The organism is Geobacillus sp. BK01 (assembly GCF_052220245.1).
Taxonomy (GTDB): domain Bacteria; phylum Bacillota; class Bacilli; order Bacillales; family Anoxybacillaceae; genus Geobacillus.
On record NZ_JBQPTH010000032.1, the window covers coordinates 1 to 21,864 of the forward strand.

The following is a 21,864-nucleotide window of genomic DNA, read 5'->3' on the forward strand; positions in this document are numbered from 1 at the left end:
AGTCAGAGAGCTATAAAAGAAAATGGGCCGCTCTGGAAAAAGTCGTCGGTACTCCAAAACGGCTCCGTCGTTTAGCCAAAGATATCGTATCACATTTTAACCAAGTCGCCAATCCATTTCAAAAAGCGATGATTGTCTGCATGAGCCGACGCATTGCGGTGGATTTGTATAACTATCTAAGAGAAATTCCGGAATGCCCTCCTGTTGAAGTGATTATGACAGGGGATGTATCAAAGGATCCGAAAGAGTGGCGCGAAGTCCAGCCGGGAAGCAAATATGCGCATATTAAATCGAAAAAAGAGCAAGAAGAAGTGAAAGCCAAACTTCGTGACCCAGAAGACCCTTTGAAATTTGTCATTGTCGTCGATATGTGGCTGACAGGAATGGACGCCAAACCGCTTTCTTATCTTTATATCGATAAGCCGATGAAGGGACATAACCTGATGCAAGCCATTGCCCGTGTAAACCGCGTGTTTCCGGGAAAAGAAGGCGGTGTCGTCGTTGATTATATTGGCATCGCCACTTCCCTGAAAGAAGCAACTCATAAATATACGCAAAGCGGCGGCACGGGAAGTCCTACTTATGATATTTCCGAGGCCGTTAACATCTTCATGGATCATCTAGAGGCAGTAAGGGGATTTATTCCAAGCAAGATTGATATGCAAAACTGGCGGGCAAAACCAAAGATAGAGCGCGAGGACTTCATTGCAGATCTTGTTAACATTCTTTTAAACTGCGATCCTGAGGAATATATCCAAGCAGCTGCCAAACTGGAAAAATCGTATCAGTTGGTGAAGCATCAGCCGGAAGTGCTTGAACTTGCAGATGAGGTCATGCTTTATTTCATGATGAAAGCACAGCTTCGCAAACATTTGCGCCCGTCTACTCGAGGATCTAAGGAAAACAAAACATTAGAAGAGCGATTATCAGAACTTATTGATAACAGTCTGTTAGCAAAAGAAACCATTGATATTTTCCAAATAGCAGGAATTGAACGTCCGGATATCAGCATATTGGACGATGCGTTCTTGGCAGATTTAACGAAAAAAGAGCATGTAGACTTGCGCTTAAAGTTGCTGAAAAAACTTTTAGAGGACCAAATCAAAGTGACATTTAGCCAAGGAAGCCCACAGTCAAAGGCGTTAAGCGAACTTCTAGAGAAAACGTTAAGGGATTACCATAATCGTGTCATTCAGGCTGCCGATGTGGTCACGGTTATGATTAAGATGCGCAAAGAAATGGAAGAAGAAATGCGCAAGCGGCACGACTTGGGATTGTCAGAGGAAGAAATTGAATTTTACAAAGCAATCACTGCTATGGAGCAGGAAGCGTTCTCAAACGAGTTTCTTGCTAGTTTAATCCATAAGGTGGTCACAGCCTTAAAGAAACAATTAGCCGTAGACTGGACAAGTCCTCACCGTCGAGATGTTTACGCTAAAGTGAAATTAGCCGTCAAGCAAGTGCTCATGAAAGAGAAAATTACGGGGCAACAATTGCAATTTTTAACAAACAAATTCATGGAACAAGCCGAGCAGCAGTATAAGGACTGGCCAATGAATGCGTGATAATGCAATAAATAGTCTATTGAGTTATGCGACCGGCTCGTACAGTATAGATTTCAGTATAAACAATCATTAAGATTTTTTACAATATTTCCCTCATGACATTGAGCTTTTGAAAACTAGTTCTTTAGGAGAAATTTTTATTTGTTCTAGTCCGCCTCTCGTTTCTTCATGTATCAGGGGGCTGAGGGGCGATTGATTCACCTGGCCATTGTTCAGAACAGGTGCACTAGCGTATAAATTCTGTAACTAAACCGCTATTTTAGTATAAAATAGGGATGTAAGTTACTGTCTGTAAATATTAGGAGTGTATACCAATGAATGAGGCCAAATATTCTGTCCTGCTGTTTTCGTCTGATATTCAGCAAATACCGGCAAGTGAACTTCGGCAATATATCCAAAGCGGCCGCAAGGTGTATTTGCTTGCGTTTGATGATCCGCAAGAATTATTAGAAGATCCGATTTTGCATGAAGCGCATAAGAAAGAATTGCTCCAAGTTTCTATTGTTCGCTATGCACCAGAATGGGAACGGGTATGGGCAGTGATTGAAGATGGCAAAGTTAATGACTCTCGATTATTGGATTATGTGGATCAAAACAGCGCTTTTAATAAAGGACAGTATGAACTCGAACATGCCTATAGCCGCGGGCATTATATTGTGAAGGCAGGAGCAGGGACGGGAAAAACGACGACGATGATCAACCGGATCATGTTTCTCAAGCATATGCAAGGGGATCTCGATTTGCGTTCGGTTGTCATGATCACGTTCACGAACGAAGCCGCCGCCAATATGCGCTCAAAGTTATTAGAAAAGCTAAAAAACTATTACGATTTGACGAAGGATAAAAAATATTTAGAGTGGATGGAAGAAGCAGGACGGATGTTTATCGGCACCATTCACTCGTTTGCTAGGGAGTTTCTCGTTACAGAAGGGCAAACGTTAGGGTTTTCGCGGTCGATGGAAGTGAGGAGTTACAAGCATGAGCGGAGACGGCTGATCGAAAAGTATATTGACCAGTTCTCGGTTGAATGCCCGGGGATATACGAACGTTTTCGACACATTCCTCACTATCAAATCATTCGTTCTCTTATCGCCATGATCGAGCAGCTGCATAACAAATCGCTTTCTGTTGAAGCCATTGGGCAGCTCAATTTCGGGACAGACAGCCATGGATTTCATGAGTTCGCCGATTATGTCATCAAACATGTTATTCGGGAGCTTGATGAGCAGAAAAAGATAGAGGAAACGTTGGAAATTAGTGATTTAATCAGCCATCTAGCATCACTCAAGAATCTTCCTTCCGATCAGCTCGAACTGTCGATCCGTTATTTGTTTGTCGATGAATTCCAGGATACGGATGAATCACAGACGGCTTTCATTAGCTGGTTGGTAGAGAAGTATGGTTGTCAGTTGTTTGCAGTTGGGGATGTGAAGCAAAGCATTTATCGGTTCCGGGGCGCAGACTATACGGCGTTTCTTCAATTGCAACAACAGTTGGAAACAGTTAATCAAGTGTATAAAGAGTATTCGTTGCAAAAGAATTACCGATCATCACCGACATTATTAACACAATTGAACGTCTTATTTCGGAAATGGACAAAGGTCGTTGAAAAGTTCCCATTTGATGATACGGACAAGCTGATTCCGGCGCAAGAGGAAAGCTGCGAAGAAGGATTAGTTGCGGTAGATATAGATGATGCGGCTCTAAAATATTTGCTTCGCCGTTTGTATCGCGAAGATGTTGCTGTCTTAGTCCGCTCAAACCGTGAAGTGCTGGAAATGGTGGACAGAATTGAGAATATGGGGTTCTTTTGTGAAGCGGCTGTGTCAGGAACTTTTTACCGTTCATTGCCAGTGAGGGAATTTTATTTGTTGATCCGGAGGTTTACCCACCCGTATGTTCCGAAGGATCGTTATCTCTTTCACCAAAGTTCTTATGGAGAGAATGGACTGACCATTGCCAAAGTGTTGTCGGCTTATACGCCGGAAACGTCTTATATTCTTGATCTATTGCAGACATTTGACAACATAGGCAGGTGGGAATGCCAACGGAACACGTCATCCGCCCTTGCTGTGCTGCAAAACATCATTGACGAAGTTCGGCCGCATGAAGTCTTTCGGCTTCGCTACTACAACCAGTTGAGGTCCCGATTTCCTGATGGGGATGTGGAGATGCAGCGGAAGGAAGCCATTGCGAAAATGAAGGAATACAAAATGAACTTGGACCGCCTCATTTTTTTCATCAAAAGGGAATTTGGCGATTTTTATGCCTCTTTCTATGATCTGGAGAAGTTTTTATCAATAAAAATGGCAACTGACACGTCGGAGAATGAACTAAAAGTAACGAGCGATGTCAATCACCGGATCAAAGTGATGACCGTCCACAAGGCAAAAGGATTGGAGTTTGACTACGTACTCATGCCTTTGACGCGCCATCCGTTTATGAAGCAAGGGAAAACGGATGTGATGTTAATTTCCGATCGAGCGCAGTGGAAACTCGGATACAGCATTCATTGGGATGATATGGAGTTTGAAAATAATTATTACAATGAATACGCCAGATCAGAAAAGAAAGAATTGATCGGCGAAGAAGCTCGACTGCTGTACGTAGCGTTGACGCGGGCGAGAAAGGCGGTTTATGTAAACAGCTCTTCCCCAATGAATCCATATCAGGCGCAATGTTGGAGCGACTTGTTAGAAAGCGGGGAGATGTTGGTTGTTTAAAGTCAAGTACTACCAGCACACAACACATTTTTACGAACGGTTCAGAATCCGCCAAGGTGAAATCCATCTTACGCAAAGTACTGCTTTGGCACAGTATTTGCGAAGTGTCACCGGGGCATCGAAAAGCCAAGTACTGGCATATCATTCGTTTGTAAGGAAGCTGTTTCCTAATTGGAATCATCCGCATACTGAAATCTATTTGCGGTCGGTGATACGCCAATACATTCATCAACATGCTTCGGAAGAATCGATGAACTATTTGGAGAAGAAGGTTCGCGATTTTTATTTGTCTCTCCGTTTTTTAATCGAAATGGGGATGACGCGGTTGTTTGACTTTCCGAGCATGCAGCTGAAGGAAGAACAAAAATTTCTGATTGGCATGTTCGAACAACTCAGAAATGACCCTATCGTCGTCAGCTATCGGCAAGAGCGAGCCCATCTGACCAAGAAAAAAATCGCGGAGAAATTGAATATCGATACTGACATTCATACCGTGTGTGTTCACCATTTCGATTACATTGATGCTGTACGGATGATGTTGTTTTATCAATTGCAACAAATAGGGTTGCATGTCATATTTTATATTCCATTTAATCCCCATGCTCCAATTGTTTATCAAACATGGCGTGAAATTTATGAACGGGTGAGCGGGAGCAAGTACAGCCGTTGGGAATGTGTCGAGAGTTCTCAGCCGCGCCGAGGCGCCAAATTTGCCCGATATTTGGACGATCGTTTTCTAGATCAGGAAGATCCATTGCGTCACGTTCGCTTTTTCATTTTTGATCATCCGACGGAATTTAAAGAGTATTTGCAAAAACATCCGATTGTAAAAAACTATAATGAAGTAGTCGCTAAATATGAAAAAGATTTAAACATATACACAAATTGTACTAGAAACGATCATTTTTACGCCAGCCGCTATGGACAATTTTTCTTGTCCTTACAAAACTGTAGAAAAACAAACGATGGCATTTTCTTAAGTTATGACGATTACGTCAATATGATGACGTCAGGGTGGGTGCAGTCCGGACATGTAAACGGTACGCAAGCATTGACGTTGCTGATTGATTTGCGCAGTTATATGGACGGCGTGAAAAGTTTTCAAGAGATCATGGAACGCCTGCAAGCGCTTATTGATCTTCAGGAAGTCAGCCGCGTATTTGATGAAACTGCGAAGGAGCAGGCGGGGCGTCACCGACTGAAGCGTTATTTAAGCAACCCGTTTCGCTGTTTTCCGTATGTGCATCAGTCTAGATACGAAATTACTGTCAAGCAGTTGGTCGAATGCACGAAAGATTTAGCTCGAAAAGTGAACCGTCTGCTATTGAGGGAAAGGGAAAAGAGAAATGTCAGGGTGTATATTGAAGAACTGAACGACATCTATGTGGCTGTAAGCGGCCAATGGGAGTCTAGTGCTAAACAAAAGATGGAAAAGTTATTTTCCGTTTCGATTCCTGCCGACTGGGAGTTTACGATGGAAGAGTTATACCAGTTTCTTACATTGCACTTAGGTACAGAGGAAGATGAGGAAGACGATGATCAAGACAGTCCACAAATTGTAAACATTGACCAGTTGGTTGGAAAAACGTTGATTGCACATAACATTCACGTAACAGGCTTATCGTTGCAAACGTTTCCTTGGAAACAGTCTGAAATGCCACACTTGTTGATGCATAGTTGGTTGAAAGAATGTATTCGCCGTTCATTTGTTGCTGCGAATCGAATCATGCGGATGAATGCGCTTGTAGTTGATTATTACTCACGGGATGTTACGAGAGATACTGCGCTATATTCCATTTATCATCTTTTGGCGTATGGCAAGGGACAAATTACTTTTAGCTATATTAAAGATTTGTACGAGCATGACGGACCAAGCATTTATTTCACTATCTTACAGGAATTGTATGGAGAAACGGAAGAAGTTGCAGAGGAGAAACCCGGGGAATGGAAATGGGAAGAAGAGACTGTTGTCAAAGAGGAGATACCGAAAGAACCGTTACAGGCTATTCCCGATTTGCTATGGCTGGACAGCGATTTTTGCCAGCGAAAATTCTTTTTCAATGCGTTTGTTGAACATCATCCGATTTATGAAAACGATTTTCATCAGCAGCAAGCTTTTGCGATCATCGGCAAACTTCTTGCTGAACAGGGGGATGGAGAAGCGTTGGTGCGGGAGACCATATTCCCTTTATTTCCGCAATGGACAAACGCGCACAAGCAAAACTTGTTGGATACAACCTATGCCTCCAGCCTAAGAACGTATAAATCATATCAAAATATTTATTATCCAAAGGCAATGAAGCGGCTTCAACGCTTGGGAAGCAAATATATGGTCACAAAAAATTGGAAAGCAAAATATCAATATGACCATGACACCTTTCGGATTGATGAGCATATAAAGGAATTTCTTGCAAGTGTTCAAATAAAGGAAATCGAAGCAAGAAGCGGACAACATTGCCGCATGTGCCCATTCCTGCACGTTTGTAAGGACGGTGAGTATGTCATCGATGCAAACGACAACTGATCTCCGTAAGAAACGTCTAGACTTTGCCAGACGATCGGCGCGAGCTTGGCAAAATTATTTTGATGCCCATGGCCTGTTGCCTAATATTACGCTAAGCCCTGAACAAATTTCCGTTGTCCAGCAAGATGAAGATCAAATGTTGATCAACGGTTCGGCGGGCACCGGCAAAAGCCTGACATTAATTTATAAGTTGCTAAAAGTCATGGAACAGGAAAATGAACCGAAGCGCATTTTATATTGTTCATTTAATACGACGCTTATTGAAGATGCAAGAAAACGAATCGAGCAGTCGAGCAAGTTTCACGAGATCAAGGATAAACATACCTTGCATATGGAAACTTTTCACTATATGGCGGCAAGGATTTTAAGGGAAATTGGTTTTCCAAACGCAGAATTTTTGCGGATCAACCTTGAAAACTTGCGGCGCTATGAGGACGCCATTACGCGCCGTACAATAGCGCTTGTAGATACTTTTATGGAAAGCGAAAAATATAAAAAGCTGCCGCTGGAACAAAAACTTTACAAAACGCATGCAGGTACATTTTTAATGGATGAAATTCTTTGGATGAAAGCGAACGGTTTTGTCACAGAAGAATTGTATTATGATTGTGAACGGGCGGGAAGGGGAAACATCCCGCGATTAACCAAAGAGCAGCGCCGAACGGTTTTCTATTTGTATAAGGAATATGAAAAAATGTTAAAAAAACAGTTCCACGATCATTTAGATTTAGAAGATTATGCTTTGTTGCTGTTGAAACATTTTGAGGATATTCCGGATTCATTGAAGTACGACTATATTTTTGTTGATGAAGTTCAGGATTTGCAGGCGATGCAATTAAAAGCACTGGTCAGATTAACCAAAAAATCAATTGTTGTCTCCGGCGACCCGAAGCAACGTATTTACAAACGAAGCCCGTTCTCTTATCGGGATTTAGGGTTGCACATCGAGGGGAGGAAAACGAGAAACTTGCGAACAAACTACCGATCAACAAAACAAATCATGAAACTGGCAAGCAGTTTGGAGTTCATTGATGAAGAAAACGACCGTTTGGATGATCAACGTTTTGTGAGAGAAGGAAAAAAACCGTCGATCTACTTTTTCTCGGGCTCGAAAGAACTGAGTTGTCATCTAGTAAACCAAGTAAAAGTGATTCAGAAAAACGACCCGGATGCGACAATCGCTGTTATCCACCGTCATGATGGAGACAAATATGCAATTAGTCAATGTCCGGTTCTTATGGAATTAAAGAAATACTTTGATGTCATCACCACATCCCAATACGGAAGAAGATTTGATTTGAACAAACAAAAAAAGCCGATCTTCTTTACGGATGCATATAGCGTCAAAGGGCTTGAGTTTGATTATGTATTTTTGATTCATTTTGACCGTGATCATTATCCGAGTAAAAAGAGGATTGAAGAGTTGGATAAACGAGCCGGTGACAATAAAAATAGTGACGGCTACAAGGCGGATTTTGAAGCTATACTCAATGACGAAAAGAAAGTTCTTTATGTTGCAATCACTAGGGCGAAAAAAGAAGTGCAGTTAATGTATACTGGCCGCAGCTTTAGAAGTATTTGTCCTTTTGTAAGAAATTTCCGCAAAGAAGATTACGATGCCTTTGGCTTTGATTCAAGTATATATTCCAAGTAAGGGAGCGGTTTGTTTGGCAACGATTCAGTTTGAAATCAAAAAACGAATTGCGACATTGTCTAGTTCGCCCAAAGGATGGAATAAGGAACTAAATCTTGTGAGTTGGAACGGATATCCCCCGAAGTATGATATACGGGATTGGGATGTCTCACATGCGAAAATGGGAAAAGGAGTTACCCTTTCAGAAGCGGAAGCGAAGGAGTTATATTACGCATTAAAACAGCTGTTTGAGGAAAATTCATTTAAAAACTCCAACGTGCAAAATGAGGATTGGCGGAAACGAATCGATGAATGGACGGAGAACACTCCGTTATTTATTCAGCAACTCAAGAATGTGCTAATATTCATGAACGAAAAAGGGTACTCTGTCGAGAAGCAAAGACAATTACTAACAGGGATACAATCGGCACCATCTGAAGAAGCGTTGCAATACGAAATAGAAAGCATTAGCAGCATTTATCCTTCATTCCATAGGGAGTTTATTAGCCTGGTTCGAAAGTTAGAGTCGGAGGAACTGGAACGGTTGTTTTTATATATTTGTCATCGCTAGTTTTGGCTGGAAAAGTCATCTCATCGATCGGATGGCGCGGTTGGAAACCCAAAGACATGTGTTCAACCAAAAAAACAGTTGCTGAAAAAGGCAAATGAAGTGTCCAGCGAGACCAAGACGACATCGAGAGCAAGTCAAACATCACAAAAACGTTGCCTATGCCTCGGAAATCTAACAGCTTCTCGGGGCGAACCGGTTCGACGCGAATGATCTGTTCGTCTCAACTGGGGGATTTACATGCACCGTTTTTCCAATTATAATGATATTTAGAATAACCGCTGCCGTTCGGATGGATGGCAGGTCAAGAGAGAGGGGCGGCATCGCCGCTCCTTTTGTATTCATTGCCATGGACGGGAGGGAATGCGTTGTATTCGCGAATTGCCTTATTTATTGATGGTGGATATCTCGACCATGTGTTGAAATGGCATGGAAAAGCCAAAATCGATTACAGCAAGCTTGCTCAACAAATGGCTCAAGGCCATCTGCTTTTACGAACGTACTACTACCATTGCCTTCCCCATCAATCATCCTATCCATCTCTAGAGGAAAAAGACTATTTCTCCCATGCACAACGTTTTTTCAAAAGACTAAACCGGCTTGGTAGTTTTACCGTCCGGGAGGGAAAGCTAGCATTTCGTGGCATTGATGAGCGTGGGTTTCCAGTGTTTGAGCAAAAAAGGATCGATGTGATGCTAGCAACCGATTTGGTTATGCATAGTACGAAGAAATTAATCACTCATGCGGCATTGTTGACGGGGGACAGTGATTTTTTGCCCGCGTTGCAAATCGCACAATCAGAAGGAGTGTATATCACCCTTTATTATATTCCGACGGAAATGATGAGATTCGGCCACACGACGAACTGCTAGATCTTGTCGATGACAGGAAAGTAATTGATGCGGAATTTCTCCACAGCATTCGACGGGAATGAGAAGGCGATTGTGTACAAACTGTTATTTCCGAAGGGCGTGTTTTTGATTTCAGCCGCCTATTTGAGAAATGCCACTGCAACTCCAAAATGAAAAGCTCCTCGCCTATTTGAACGACAACGCCATCCCGAGCGAAAAATCGCCGTTTGACCATATCATTTACGATTCCGGAGTGGAAGAGCGGTTCGCGAAACGGTTTGAAAACGATGAAAACGTGAAAGTGTACGTCAAACTGCCGAACTGGTTCAAAATCGACACCCCAATCGGTTCCTACAATCCCGACTGGGCGCTCGTCATCGAAAAGGATGGCCTTCGTCCGCGAAACGAAAGGACGGGAATGGGAGGGAGAACTGCGGCCCGGTGAAGCGGCGAAAATTTCATTCGCCTGCAAGCACTTCCAAGCCATCGGCACGGACGTAGAATTCATCGGACCGGAGAATGATGTCGAACGGTTTATATTGTAGTCTTAAGCCGTTAAAGGTGGGGACAAAGCAGAAGCCGAGCGGGCTTCTGTTTTGTTTCATTAGTATCTTTACGTATTTGACCGCAAACTGTCTTGGACAACAAATCTATCAGATATAGAAAGGGAGAGCGGCGCCGTACCGCTCTTTTTGTATTTTTTGCCGGTCGACAAAGTTCGACGGAAATGTTTTACAAAAGTTGATACAATCAAATCAACGGAATCTTTTTATCTACGACAAAGGGAGGGGGCACGGGTGGCAACGATTCGCAAAGCGGATTATTACTACGGAGCGCTTCTTTCCGCTCTGGTCAACGGCGGGTTGGCGCCGGCGCTGTTTGAAAAGGAAGATGACAATCGCCAGATTTATGAAGTTACGACGAATAAAGCGAGCTATATCATGTACACGAAATACAACACGAATCCATCGGGATCGAAAGATTTCACTTGGTCGTTTGTATTCAGCGATCATGAGATTGCTGAAATTAACAAGATTGATCTCGAACACAGCAAGGAAAAAGAAATCGTGTTTGCATTTGTCTGCGCACAGAAACAGCCGAGCGATTCCAATCAAGTGATTGCCATCGTCCGTTGGAATGAGTTTCTCGAGTGTGTCGACCTGCAAAGACAACAAGTTCGGGGAACTCCACGGCTTTCCATAAAAGCGGTGAAAGGCTCTCCCAAGCTTCGCCTCTACGGCAGCAAGCGCGCCGATGTGTTGGACGGGAAGGATCATACGATCAAAATTGAACGAAATCGACTAAACAGTTTGTAATTAGGTGAAGAACACCGATGGATGGGCTAGGTTATCTGATTTGTTCGTTTTGGCTTAAACGCATTGCCTACAGTGGGAGCCATAGGCTCATTGTTTCAGCTCCTGTTTTTAGAAGAGTGATTGTTTCACTGGTGGAGCGATTTCTTTTTGCCAAAAGGAGGAACCCGGATGTCAAAATGGTGGATGATCCGCGCGGGCGACCGCAATGAACTCATTCCGCTTTGGTTGGAGAAGGGGATCGCATCGATCGGCTGGGCGAGGCTGGGCAATCCGAAGGACGTTCAGTCGAAAGAACAGTTGCAGCGAAAGGCTGATGAAGTATTTGCTGAGGCAAAACCAAAATCGAGAGCCAGTTGGGTTAACCAAGTATGGCGTTTTGCCTATGAAATCAAAAAAGGCGATCGAGTGATCACATATTCGAAGGAGAAAAGGGAGTACATTGTTGGAACGGTGACAGAAGAACATCGTTACGATCCCGCCATCGGGTATTCCTATTATCCGAACATCATCCGTGTAAAATGGGAAAATGCCACAGTTTCAAGGGATTCGTTGTCACAACGAGCGAAGAACAGTTTGGGTTCGACGCTAACGGTTTTTCGAGTTGACGAATGGGGGGATGAAATCGGGCAGCGTTTAAACAGTCAACCATTCTCAAAACCTCAGGATGAAACTGAAGAGGGGGAAACGGAAGAAATCGTTGAAGACCTTGTCGGAAAAACGTTGATGATGATCCAAGACAAAGTGGACAAGCTTGATCCGTGGCAAATGCAAGATTTAGTGGCGGGCTTGCTTCAGGCGATGGGGTATAACGTGCAAGTGAGTCCGAAAGGTCCTGACGGTGGGGTCGATGTGTTGGCCTATAAGGATGCATTTGGATTTGAAAAACCAATTATTAAGGTGCAAGTGAAGCATCGTAAAAGTGCCGCTTCTGCCCCTGAAATCCAGCAGCTTCTCGGGGCCAATCCGATTGATGCCAATTGTTTGTTCGTCTCAACAGGGGGCTTTACTTCCCAAGCAGAAGCAGTGGCCAAACATAACTCAGTCAAATTAATTGATTTGGAAGAGCTGGTCAACTTCATTGTTCAGTGGTACGAACATATGCCAAACGATGCGCGAGCACTGTTGCCGCTGCAAAAAATGTATGTGCCCGAATCTTGACAAACATATGGCTTCATCCCTGCTTTGCGAGTGCGAGAGGATGAAGCCCTTTGGCGATGATCTATATGTTCTTAGTCCAAAACGTTGCGATATTGATCGTACACCAGCGAGGTCAAGCTAATCTTGTCTAAATAACGAACTGGGCACAGGAAGGTGACGGTGACCACTCCAGGGTGTCGGCCGATTTCGATAGCGCCGGTAATCGTGGCGCGGTTCATCACTTCAGGAACAGAGATGCCTAACGTTTTCGCTGCGCGCTTCAGCCCGTTTTCTGTTGCCTCGTTTAAGTTGGCTCCCGTCCCGACAAAGGAAATTGGCAATGATTCCTCCAACTTGCTTACGCCCCATGATTGTGCCAAATCAAGGGCGATCTCTTTTTCTTTTTTTGTCAATGGCTTTGCCAAGTAGGGGAGGTCCTCAGCAACAGGAAGAAGAATCGGTCCGTCAATGGCCAATCCTTTAATTACTTTCACTTGAAGGGTGACGATGCCAGATACGTCCGTCGTATGTCCAGCAATTTCCCCGTCGCCCTGCATGGCATGCATATCACCGAGATAAACGCCTCCGCCCCGCACTTTCACAGGGCAGATCAACACGGCGCCTTCGCGTACACGGTTAATGTCCATATGTCCGTCTGTGCGATCTTCCAGCTGTTCTTTCGTAATTCCGTACTCATGTGGGGCGTTGATCAAAAATTGGCCAAAGTCGCCAGCGTTATGTGAATCCGGCAACGGGCGCGCCGGGGTGGTGCCGAGTTGCCCAAGAAACGGGCGGAGCCTGGCCACCGTTCCAACCAAGTCATGGGGGGCAAATGTAACGATTGGGTTTTGGACGGAGTTGTCGGGTGTTGCCATATAGTATCGCCCTTGTTGGGCGATGTGCTCCGCCGCTTCTTTATGCACAGTTATCCCGATTTGTCGGTTTGGATCAAACGTCATTGTATAGCCGTTCGTAAATACAAATGGGGTCACGTCCGCGCCACAATTTGCACATCGAATGGCCTCGGGTCCGATCCCTTCGATTTTCGTTTCCGGGTACATTGTTCCACACTGTGGGCATTTGACAGCTACGAATGGATCGTCGACAAACCGCCCTTCTATGGGCTTATCATTTCCTGAGGATGTAGCGATAGAAGTGACACGAATTGACTTGATCTTAATTGCAATAGCATCTCCGACTTCAGCACCTTCCACAAAAACGGGCTTCGTCACCTCATGGCCACCGCGGATGCAAGGGGTGATCATCGGTCCCCAGCAGCCAGGAGTTGTGTTGGCGACAATGTATCCCCCATCCTGCACGGGACCAAGCATGCTTTCATTAGGGTCCAAGATGCCGTTAGTAAACTCACTGATAAACACCGTTTGTTTTGCTTCCATGGCGTTCCCCTCTTTACTTTTAGATTTTAGGATTGGTTGCATAGGAACTTTGGAGCGCTGACACCGAACCTTCACCAGGTGATGTCTAACTACATTTTAGGAAATTCAGTAGAGTATTGTCAAAATAATTGTTTGTATATTTATTATATTTTCTAAATTAAAAATATTTTGTAATTTAATCCTCGCAATGTATAATAATTTTAGAAGGGAGGCAACGAAATGAGAAATAGCATAGAAAAGAAATTAAGAGAAAAAGGGATTAAGTGTTCGGGACAGGAATTGATGATGCTTGAGCATAAATCATCGGCCCAGCTTTTGGAGAGGGAGCGATATTAAACGTGGCTGATGTGTTTGAAACATTGCATCCTGAGCTGAAACAGCTGCCCGCTATCCTGGGGAAGCCAGCCAATGATTTGTGATAAATAAGGAAAAAGAGTTAGAGTGTCGATGATTTATCAGCCTTGCTATTGGATATAGAAAGAGAGCGGCACCGCACCGCTCTTTTTGTATTTTTGTCGGTCGACAAAGTTTGACGGCGATGTTTGGAGAAAGTTGATACAATCAAAATAACGAAATCTTTTGATTTGCCTATGGGGGATGAACATTGGAAGTTGTAACTTCTACCTTCTATTCGATTGTTTCCGAACGAAGTCGGATTCAGCTGATGGATGCAGATTGGAGCGATCGATACGGATGGTTGGTCGTGCAAAAACGTCACCAACGGATGGAGTGTGTGGCAAATGGAGTTGTTCTCCATCCAGACGTGACTGTTCGGGTTCCCATCATTCGCTGGGTCGACAGCGAGCGCTTTTTGCTGGCTGATGCAAGAAGTGACGGAAGCCGCCATAATGTGTTTTTGGTAGATTTGTATGGAAAGGTGCAACATTCATTTTGCGGTGGCGACGGGATTGAAGACATAGCGGTTGGAAAAGAAGGAATATGGATCGGCTACTTTGATGAAGGCGTGTTTGGCAAAGGAATTTCAACGGAAGGATTGGTTTTGTTTCGATTGGATGGATCACCAATATTTAACTGTCATTCCCATCTAACGGATCGCCCCATGATCATCGACTGCTATGCGATTTGCAAAGGGAGGTCCTCCACATTATGGCTTTTTCCTTATAGCGATTTTTCACTGATTCATTTGGACCTCTGCACAAAAGCAATGAAACGATATGAAGTGCCTGAATCGTTGCGCGGATCGACAGCTCTATGTGTCAGGGGAAACTATGCGTATTTTTGCAACAGCTATCATGCAAAGGAGGAACTGTACAGCTGGGATATCGGAAAAGGGAGACTGGAGAAAATTGGACGAATTCGTGGGCAGTTAGGGGACTAGGGCCGAAGGAAACAGGCCACTTTATAAGCATCGACGGTGATTCAGCGAGTGTGCATACGATCCTGAATCCAATGGAATACGAATATTCGGTGTCACATTTCGCACTCTATTGATCAAAGGCGAGAGGATGTTTTTGTTCCGATGTCGAATGAATCTTTGGCGCGCGAGGGAAGTACAGAAGATTGTACCTTATATTGATCAATGGGTGCCAACATATATATCAAATTGCGAGAGGGGGTAAACTGCGTGTAGCGACCTTCTTAGGGAAACGTTCAATGAGTGGAAATACAGCTGTTTTGAATTGCATGATGAAGACGGAAATGAGATCAACGAAAACCTTGATCTCCGGTTGGACCAAATAGTCGAGAACTTTCTCGAGAACACCCCTTATGAAGAGTTTGTTGAAGAACTAGAAAAAACGATTATTTAATATTTAAGGAAGAGTTTTTCGCAAAGGTGAGATGCGATCTTTCGATAGTTTGTAAAAGATCAATCTCGTTGGGGGTGATCGCGGTGAAGATTGTTGATTCGTCTAAGCGGGAAATTTGGCGTCGGTTTGTCTGTGAAGGAATATTGGATCAAGGGAGAATGAATAAAAGAATTGAAGAGTCTTGGTATCGTTGCCGTCAAAAAAATGTAGATCCTTATGATGGAAAAGGGAAAGTATTCTTGCCAAACCATATGTTGGAAGAAAAAAGGGGAAGAAATGAAAGACTGCTTCGGATTGCTGTTCCGATTTTAGACAAGCTGCAACAGCTGTTTCAAGGAATTCCGTCTATTTTTCTTCTTACCGACCTAGAAGGGTATGTGCTGTATGCCAAGGGGCATCAGAAAGCGATGCAAAAGGCAAAAGACATCAACTTTTTAGAAGGCGTGAAATGGACGGAAGAGGAAGTTGGGACCAATGCAATCGGAACAGCGTTAAAAACAAGGGAGCCTATTACGGTTGTCGGGCTTGACCATTACGCAGTCGCTTCTCATCAGTGGGTTTGTTCCGCTGCTCCGATTTATGATGAAAACAAAGAGCTTCTCGGCATCATTGATATGTCTTACCCCATCTACCATGGTCTGTTTGAAGCACAGGACTATGTACTCGCCACTATTGTCACCGCCGCCTACACCATTGAGCAGCAAATACGGGTTCAGCGAAAAGAAGATATAGTGGAATTATTTCGCTATAGTTTAGAAATCGAAGACTCCTATTCATATTGTGCCATATGCGATTATCAAGGAAACGTTGTATGGGCTAATCATCGCTTGCGTTTGTTCAGTTCAAATATTATCGATCAACCGCTTCAGCAACTTTGCCAATCTAAATGGAAAGTTGAATCGAAAATCCCGGTCTATTCTTCAACTTTCGGTGACCTTATTGGCTATAAGGTTACGTTGCAACAAGTGCAAGCTGCAAGCCCTTCTTTGCCATCTTCGCCATCGTTTCGTTTTGACGGAGTGACTGGAAACAGTTCGGCTTTTGCGTCAGTTTTAAAAAATTGTGCCAAAGTTGCGAAAACCGATGCGACAGTTTACATTGCCGGGGAAACGGGAACGGGAAAAGAAATCATCGCCCGGGCAATTCATCAAAATAGTTTGCGGAAAGACGGACCGTTTATTGCCATCAATTGTGGGGCCCTCCCGAAAGAGTTGATCGGCAGTGAACTGTTTGGATACGCGGAAGGGGCATTTACCGGAGCGAAACGTACGGGATACGCCGGAAAATTCGTTCAAGCCCATGGTGGAACGATTTTCCTTGATGAAATAGGGGAAATTCCGCTAGAAATGCAAGTAGCCTTGTTAAGAGTATTACAGGAAAGGGAGGTCGTTCCAATTGGTGGAACAAAATCTATTCCTGTTGACGTTCGGGTTATTGTGGCGACACACCGTGATTTGTACGGTCTCGTAAAAGAAGGGAAGTTACGCGAGGATTTATTTTATCGTTTGTATGTATACCCGATCCAACTTCCGTCGCTGCGAGAGCGGAAAGAGGATATACCGTTTTTTGTTGATTATTATTGCCAAAAGAATGATTGGACTATTCGCTTTCCTAATCAGGTAATGAATTTACTTATGGACTACCATTGGCCTGGGAATATTCGGGAACTGTTCAACGTACTAGAACGAATAAAAATCGAATATGAAAATGAACTTCCCTCGCCTGCCAAAATAAAGTCAATGTTGGTTGCATTGGACGGAGAAAAAGAGCTGTCTTACCGCGAGGAGATGGAAAAGGAGCGAATAATGAAAGTATTAAAAGAAACGAAAGGAAACATTAGCAAGATGGCTGAAGTATTGGGGATGTCTCGCAGTACGTGTTATCGTAAACTAAAAAAGTACAAATTGATTTAGAGCGAAACAAAACGATACAAATTGATGCAAAACCAAAAAGGGGGACAGGGAAGTTGACTGTAGGGCGCTTGCAAACAAAAGGTTTGTAAGCGTTTTTTTATTGGTATGGAATTTGCGTTGAATAAATAATGAAACGATTGATAAAGGGAGGTTTACGTATGACTGTCACCAGATTGCAGTCTGTCGCTCTCGCAAAAGAAAAGGCGAAATGGATGTATCAAAAAATGAACGAGATCCGCCAATTTGAGGACAAAGTACATGAAATTTTCAGCAAGGGGGTATTGCCTGGTTTTGTTCATTTATATGCGGGTGAGGAGGCGGTTGCGGTAGGAGTCTGTGCCCATTTGACGGAAAGAGATTATATCACGAGCACCCATCGCGGCCATGGACATTGCATCGCCAAAGGTTGTGATTTAAACGGGATGATGGCAGAAATTTATGGGAAAGCAACGGGATTGTGCAAAGGAAAAGGCGGATCAATGCATATTGCTGATGTTTCCAAAGGAATGCTTGGGGCAAACGGAATTGTCGGTGGGGGGTTCCCACTCGCTGTTGGAGCTGGGCTGACAGCAAAATTAAAGAAAACAGGTGCCGTCACCGTTTGCTTTTTTGGTGATGGAGCTAACAACCATGGCACATTCCATGAAGGGATCAATTTAGCTGCTATTTGGAAATTACCAGTCATTTTTGTCGCAGAAAACAATGGTTATGCAGAGTCGACCCCATTTGAATACGCATCGAGCTGCCAACATATTGCTGATCGTGCTGCAGCATACAACATTCCGGGGGAAGTGGTCGATGGCAAGGACGTCATCGCTGTATATGAGGCGGCAAAAAGAGCCGTCGAGCGCGCCCGCAACGGTGAGGGCCCGACATTGATTGAATGCAAAACGTATCGGAACTACGGGCACTTCGAAGGCGATGCGCAAACATATAAGTCTTTGGAAGAGAAACAAAAACATTTAAAGGAATTGGATGCAATTGTGAAGTTCCGCAATGATCTCCTTGTCTCCCAACTATGCTCCGAACAAGAGTTGACTGAGATTGAACAAAGTGTTGCCCAAGCGGTGGAAAGGGCAGTAGCGTTTGCAGAAAACAGCCCGTTCCCGACGGAAGGAGACCTTTTACAGGATGTATATGTTTCCTATTAAATCAGAAATAGTTAGGAGGGAAAAAGAATGGTGAAAACATTATCTTTCTCAGCGGCGTTGAACGAAGCCATGAGGCTGGCCATGCAGAAAGACGAAAATGTGATTTTATTAGGAGAAGATGTTGCGGGTGGGGCCACCGTTGATCATTTGCAGGATGAGGAAGCCTGGGGAGGAGTCATGGGGGTCACGAAAGGGCTTGTACAAGAATTCGGAAGGGATAGGGTGTTAGATACGCCAATTGCTGAAGCAGGATACATCGGAGCCGCTGTAAGCGCTGCTGCGACGGGGTTGAGACCAGTGGCGGAACTAATGTTTAATGATTTTATCGGAAGCTGCTTGGATGAAGTGATGAACCAAGGAGCGAAACTTCGCTATATGTTTGGCGGAAAGGCCAAAGTACCGCTAACGATTCGGACGATGCACGGCGCCGGATTCCGGGCGGCGGCGCAGCATTCACAAAGCTTATATGCGATTTTTACCCATATCCCAGGCTTAAAAGTTGTGATCCCCTCTACTCCCGCCGATGCCAAAGGACTTTTGATCGCCTCGATTTTTGACGATGATCCTGTCATCTTTTTTGAGGATAAAACGCTTTATAACGTGAAGGGGGAAGTAGAAGAAGGGTTTTATACGATCCCGCTTGGAAAAGCGGACATTAAAAGGGAAGGTAACGATTTGACGATTGTGGCCATCGGCAAACAAGTACACACAGCTTTAAAAGCAGCCGCGATATTGCAAGAAAGAGGTATTGAAGCGGAGGTCATTGATCCGCGGACGTTGTCCCCGCTTGATGAGGAGACGATTTTATCATCCGTGGCGAAGACAGGACGGCTCGTTGTTGTTGACGAAGCAAATCCGCGCTGTAGTGCAGCTGCTGATATCTCGGCCCTTGTGGCAGACAAAGGGTTTGATTATTTGGATGCGCCCATTAAAATGATCACCGCCCCGCATTGTCCTGTTCCGTTTTCACCGGCACTAGAGGATCTCTATTTACCGACACCGGAAAAAGTGCTGCATGCAGTCGCGGAAATTATAGGGGATGAAACGATTATACCAGCATAAATGACAAAGCGTGTTGTCTGGTCGCTTGAGGCAACACGCGTTCCTCACATTTTTTCTAAAAGGGGGAGAGAAGCGGTGGCCGTAGAAATTATTATGCCGAAGCTAGGAATGAGCATGGAAGAGGGAACGGTCATAGAGTGGCTGAAGAAAAAAGGAGATCCGGTGAAAAAAGGCGAGTCGGTTGTCGTTATCAGTTCTGATAAAATTGAAAAGGACATTGAGGCACCACAGGACGGAGTGCTATTGGAGATTGTTGTCGAACAGGATGGAACGGCCAAAGTAGGAAATGTAATCGGCTATATTGGTGAACAAGGAGAGGGGATCAACAAGGCAGTTAAAGAAGCGGCAACAGCGGTGATGAAAGAGGAATCCGAAGCCGCATCTAAACATATGCGGCGGGTTTCTCCTGCCGCAAGAAAACTGGCACGTGAAGCAGGGGTCGATTTGCGGGATGTCGTAGGAACAGGACCAAAAGGAAGAGTGACAAGGGCGGATATTGAAAAGGCTATCCAATTGAAGCAGCAGTCTTTAGTAAATAATAACCAGCCTGCACCAAGCCACATAGAGTCAGCCAGCCATCCTCAACAAATCGACAGCGGGAAGCGAGAACTTTTCCAACGGGACGCCTTCCCGCTTCAACGCGAGGGGGTCACAGTCAAACCGGTCACAGGGATGCGGAAGGTGATTGCTTCGAGGATGTTTTCGAGTCTCCAGCAAACCGCTCAGCTGACGGTTCATATGAGGGCGGATGTCACTAAGCTCGTGGATTTGCAAGAAAAGCTGAAAGATGAGTGGCAAGATGAACCGAATACCAAATGGACGGTCACCGATTTTATTGCGCGGGCGGCGATTTTGGCATTGCAGGCGCATAAGCAAATGAACAGCCTTTATCGAGACGGTTGCGTATACACGTACGACTCCATCCATCTAGGAATCGCGGTGGCATTGGAAAAGGGCCTTGTTGTTCCTGTTATACGGCACGCAGAACAGCTTTCGCTGAAGGAGCTTTCGCAAAAAGTGAAGGAATGCAGTGTCAAGGCAAGAAACGGGGAATTAAGCAACGAAGAAATGACCGGATCCACATTCACCATTACCAGTTTGGGAGCTTATGGAGTAGAATTTTTTACTCCGGTACTGAATCCACCGGAAGTAGCGATTCTTGGGGTCGGTACCGTAACCGATATTGCCGTTTTTGAAGGGGATGTTATTCAGAGAAGGAAAAGTCTACCATTGAGCCTAACGTTCGATCACCAAGTAGTTGACGGGGCACCGGCCAGCGAATTTCTCGGGACGATAAAACGTTACTTAGAGAATCCGTATAAGTTATTATGGTGATTGATCTCCAATGACCTGGTAACGAAGAAAATAATCAGTCTGGATGAAATCCTGCCAAAAGGCTTTGAAGCATTAACAAAAGAATAAACATCAAATCAAGGTTTTAGTCAACCCATCAGGTTGGGCTTTCTTTCGATCGTCACATTAAGAGCAGTCAACTATTAGATTTGCAAGTTAAACAATGTGGGGCGAGCGGGTGGGGATGAAGCTCGCCCTTTCCTTTTACTGATTAACAATCGTGTTAAGGGGGAGCTAATCTTCGAACTTGAAGGAGTCTACAATGACGTATTAAAGATGCCTATCCAAAGATGAATAAGGGGTGATATCCCAATCAAGCCAGCATAGCTTAATTTTCATAGAATATTGATAGATGCAAGGCTCATTCATAGATTATTCTTAGGATTGCTTTTGGATAAAATTGGGCGTGTGATAACTATTGACTTGGATCGATGACAGTAGTACTATATAAATCGTCGCTTCGGTGATAGACAAGAAGCGGCCTAAAACAACAGAGTGCGTTCAACAAAGCACGAAAACACAAAAGTTAAAAATTGTTTGTTGACAAAAGATGATTTTTTGATATAATTAAATTCGCTTGGTTGTTCAAGGTGATAATTAAAAAAACTTGACAACCATTGAATGAAATGGTATATTAGTAAAGTGATTGAATTGCAAACGCGAGTGGATTCAGAGAAGCTGAATTCCTCAGTACAAGGCTATGGAAAGCAGTTGATTGTTCCTTGAAAACTGAACGAAACGAAGCGCAAACGAAAAGCTGAGGCCCGCGGGTCGCCGCGATGGGCAAATGTTCTTCGCCTGCAGGGATGTTTACATCCCGAAGGCGGAGGTTATTTGACCCCGAGCGGCGGCGGGCCGAAGCTAGACAATCCAAAAAGCGAAGGCTCGTGATGAGCCGAAGC

The 21,864-nt window shown here is 44.2% G+C and carries 13 protein-coding genes and 2 pseudogenes; 14 read left to right on the forward strand and 1 reads right to left on the reverse strand.

Annotated elements, in window-relative coordinates; all coding sequences use genetic code 11:
• The 9 genes and pseudogenes from ACTVDO_RS16580 to ACTVDO_RS16620 form a co-directional block, all read left to right on the forward strand.
• Nucleotides 1-1,565: type I restriction enzyme endonuclease domain-containing protein (locus ACTVDO_RS16580; protein ID WP_442901901.1), on the forward strand; the 1,565-nt coding region annotated here is incomplete at its 5' end.
• Nucleotides 1,566-1,879: 314 nt separating this feature from the next.
• Nucleotides 1,880-4,288: a UvrD-helicase domain-containing protein gene (locus tag ACTVDO_RS16585; RefSeq protein ID WP_442901902.1), complete on the forward strand. Its 2,409-nt coding sequence runs from the start codon at nt 1,880-1,882 to the stop codon at nt 4,286-4,288.
• Nucleotides 4,281-6,812, forward strand: a complete 2,532-nt coding sequence (locus tag ACTVDO_RS16590; RefSeq protein ID WP_442901903.1) for a hypothetical protein — start codon at nt 4,281-4,283, stop codon at nt 6,810-6,812. Before ACTVDO_RS16585 ends, ACTVDO_RS16590 begins: the two co-directional genes overlap by 8 nt.
• Complete coding sequence (locus ACTVDO_RS16595) at nt 6,787-8,466, forward strand: UvrD-helicase domain-containing protein (protein WP_442901904.1); 1,680 nt, start codon at nt 6,787-6,789, stop codon at nt 8,464-8,466. Before ACTVDO_RS16590 ends, ACTVDO_RS16595 begins: the two co-directional genes overlap by 26 nt.
• Nucleotides 8,467-8,479: 13 nt before the next feature.
• Nucleotides 8,480-8,683 (forward strand): annotated as a pseudogene (locus ACTVDO_RS16600) (YdbC family protein); the annotation flags it as partial.
• 698 nt (nt 8,684-9,381) lie between these two features.
• A complete protein-coding gene (locus ACTVDO_RS16605) occupies nt 9,382-9,885 on the forward strand; it encodes an NYN domain-containing protein (RefSeq protein ID WP_442901905.1) in 504 nt (167 codons plus the stop codon).
• Nucleotides 9,886-10,015: 130 nt separating this feature from the next.
• Nucleotides 10,016-10,409 (forward strand): annotated as a pseudogene (locus tag ACTVDO_RS16610) (restriction endonuclease).
• Between the two features lie 252 nt (nt 10,410-10,661).
• On the forward strand, nt 10,662-11,180 hold the full coding sequence (locus tag ACTVDO_RS16615; protein ID WP_442901906.1) for a hypothetical protein: 519 nt from the start codon (nt 10,662-10,664) through the stop codon (nt 11,178-11,180).
• A gap of 168 nt (nt 11,181-11,348) precedes the next feature.
• Complete coding sequence (locus ACTVDO_RS16620; protein WP_442901907.1) at nt 11,349-12,338, forward strand: restriction endonuclease; 990 nt, start codon at nt 11,349-11,351, stop codon at nt 12,336-12,338.
• A 71-nt stretch (nt 12,339-12,409) separates the two neighbouring features.
• On the opposite strand, the gene ACTVDO_RS16625 is transcribed toward ACTVDO_RS16620, so the two are convergent.
• Nucleotides 12,410-13,714 carry an acetamidase/formamidase family protein gene (locus ACTVDO_RS16625; RefSeq protein ID WP_442901908.1) on the reverse strand — a complete coding sequence of 435 codons (1,305 nt, stop codon included), beginning with the start codon at nt 13,712-13,714 and terminating at the stop codon, nt 12,410-12,412.
• Between the two features lie 604 nt (nt 13,715-14,318).
• On the opposite strand from ACTVDO_RS16625, the gene ACTVDO_RS16630 reads away from it, so the two are divergent.
• The 5 genes from ACTVDO_RS16630 (at nt 14,319) to ACTVDO_RS16650 (ending at nt 20,944) form a co-directional block, all read left to right on the forward strand.
• On the forward strand, nt 14,319-15,053 hold the full coding sequence (locus ACTVDO_RS16630) for a TetR family transcriptional regulator (protein ID WP_442901909.1): 735 nt from the start codon (nt 14,319-14,321) through the stop codon (nt 15,051-15,053).
• Between the two features lie 513 nt (nt 15,054-15,566).
• Nucleotides 15,567-17,396, forward strand: coding sequence for a sigma-54-dependent Fis family transcriptional regulator (locus tag ACTVDO_RS16635; protein ID WP_442901910.1), 1,830 nt, complete (start codon nt 15,567-15,569; stop codon nt 17,394-17,396).
• Between the two features lie 158 nt (nt 17,397-17,554).
• Nucleotides 17,555-18,547, forward strand: a complete 993-nt coding sequence (locus ACTVDO_RS16640) for a thiamine pyrophosphate-dependent dehydrogenase E1 component subunit alpha (protein WP_442901913.1) — start codon at nt 17,555-17,557, stop codon at nt 18,545-18,547.
• A gap of 27 nt (nt 18,548-18,574) precedes the next feature.
• On the forward strand, nt 18,575-19,609 hold the full coding sequence (locus ACTVDO_RS16645) for an alpha-ketoacid dehydrogenase subunit beta (RefSeq protein ID WP_442901911.1): 1,035 nt from the start codon (nt 18,575-18,577) through the stop codon (nt 19,607-19,609).
• A gap of 75 nt (nt 19,610-19,684) precedes the next feature.
• The gene (locus ACTVDO_RS16650; RefSeq protein ID WP_442901912.1) at nt 19,685-20,944 is read left to right on the forward strand and encodes a dihydrolipoamide acetyltransferase family protein; all 1,260 of its coding nucleotides are present in this window, start codon (nt 19,685-19,687) and stop codon (nt 20,942-20,944) included.
• The last annotated feature ends 920 nt before the right edge of the window (nt 20,945-21,864 follow it).

What these genes read in the sequence shown, in the direction of transcription:
- ACTVDO_RS16585 (WP_442901902.1), top strand. Translation starts at nt 1,880, where the DNA reads ATGAATGAGGCCAAATATTCTGTCCTGCTGTTTTCGTCTGATATTCAG.
- ACTVDO_RS16640 (WP_442901913.1), top strand. Translation starts at nt 17,555, where the DNA reads ATGACTGTCACCAGATTGCAGTCTGTCGCTCTCGCAAAAGAAAAGGCG.
- ACTVDO_RS16620 (WP_442901907.1), top strand. Translation starts at nt 11,349, where the DNA reads ATGTCAAAATGGTGGATGATCCGCGCGGGCGACCGCAATGAACTCATT.
- ACTVDO_RS16645 (WP_442901911.1), top strand. Translation starts at nt 18,575, where the DNA reads ATGGTGAAAACATTATCTTTCTCAGCGGCGTTGAACGAAGCCATGAGG.
- ACTVDO_RS16625 (WP_442901908.1), bottom strand. Translation starts at nt 13,714, where the DNA reads ATGGAAGCAAAACAAACGGTGTTTATCAGTGAGTTTACTAACGGCATC.
- ACTVDO_RS16595 (WP_442901904.1), top strand. Translation starts at nt 6,787, where the DNA reads ATGTCATCGATGCAAACGACAACTGATCTCCGTAAGAAACGTCTAGAC.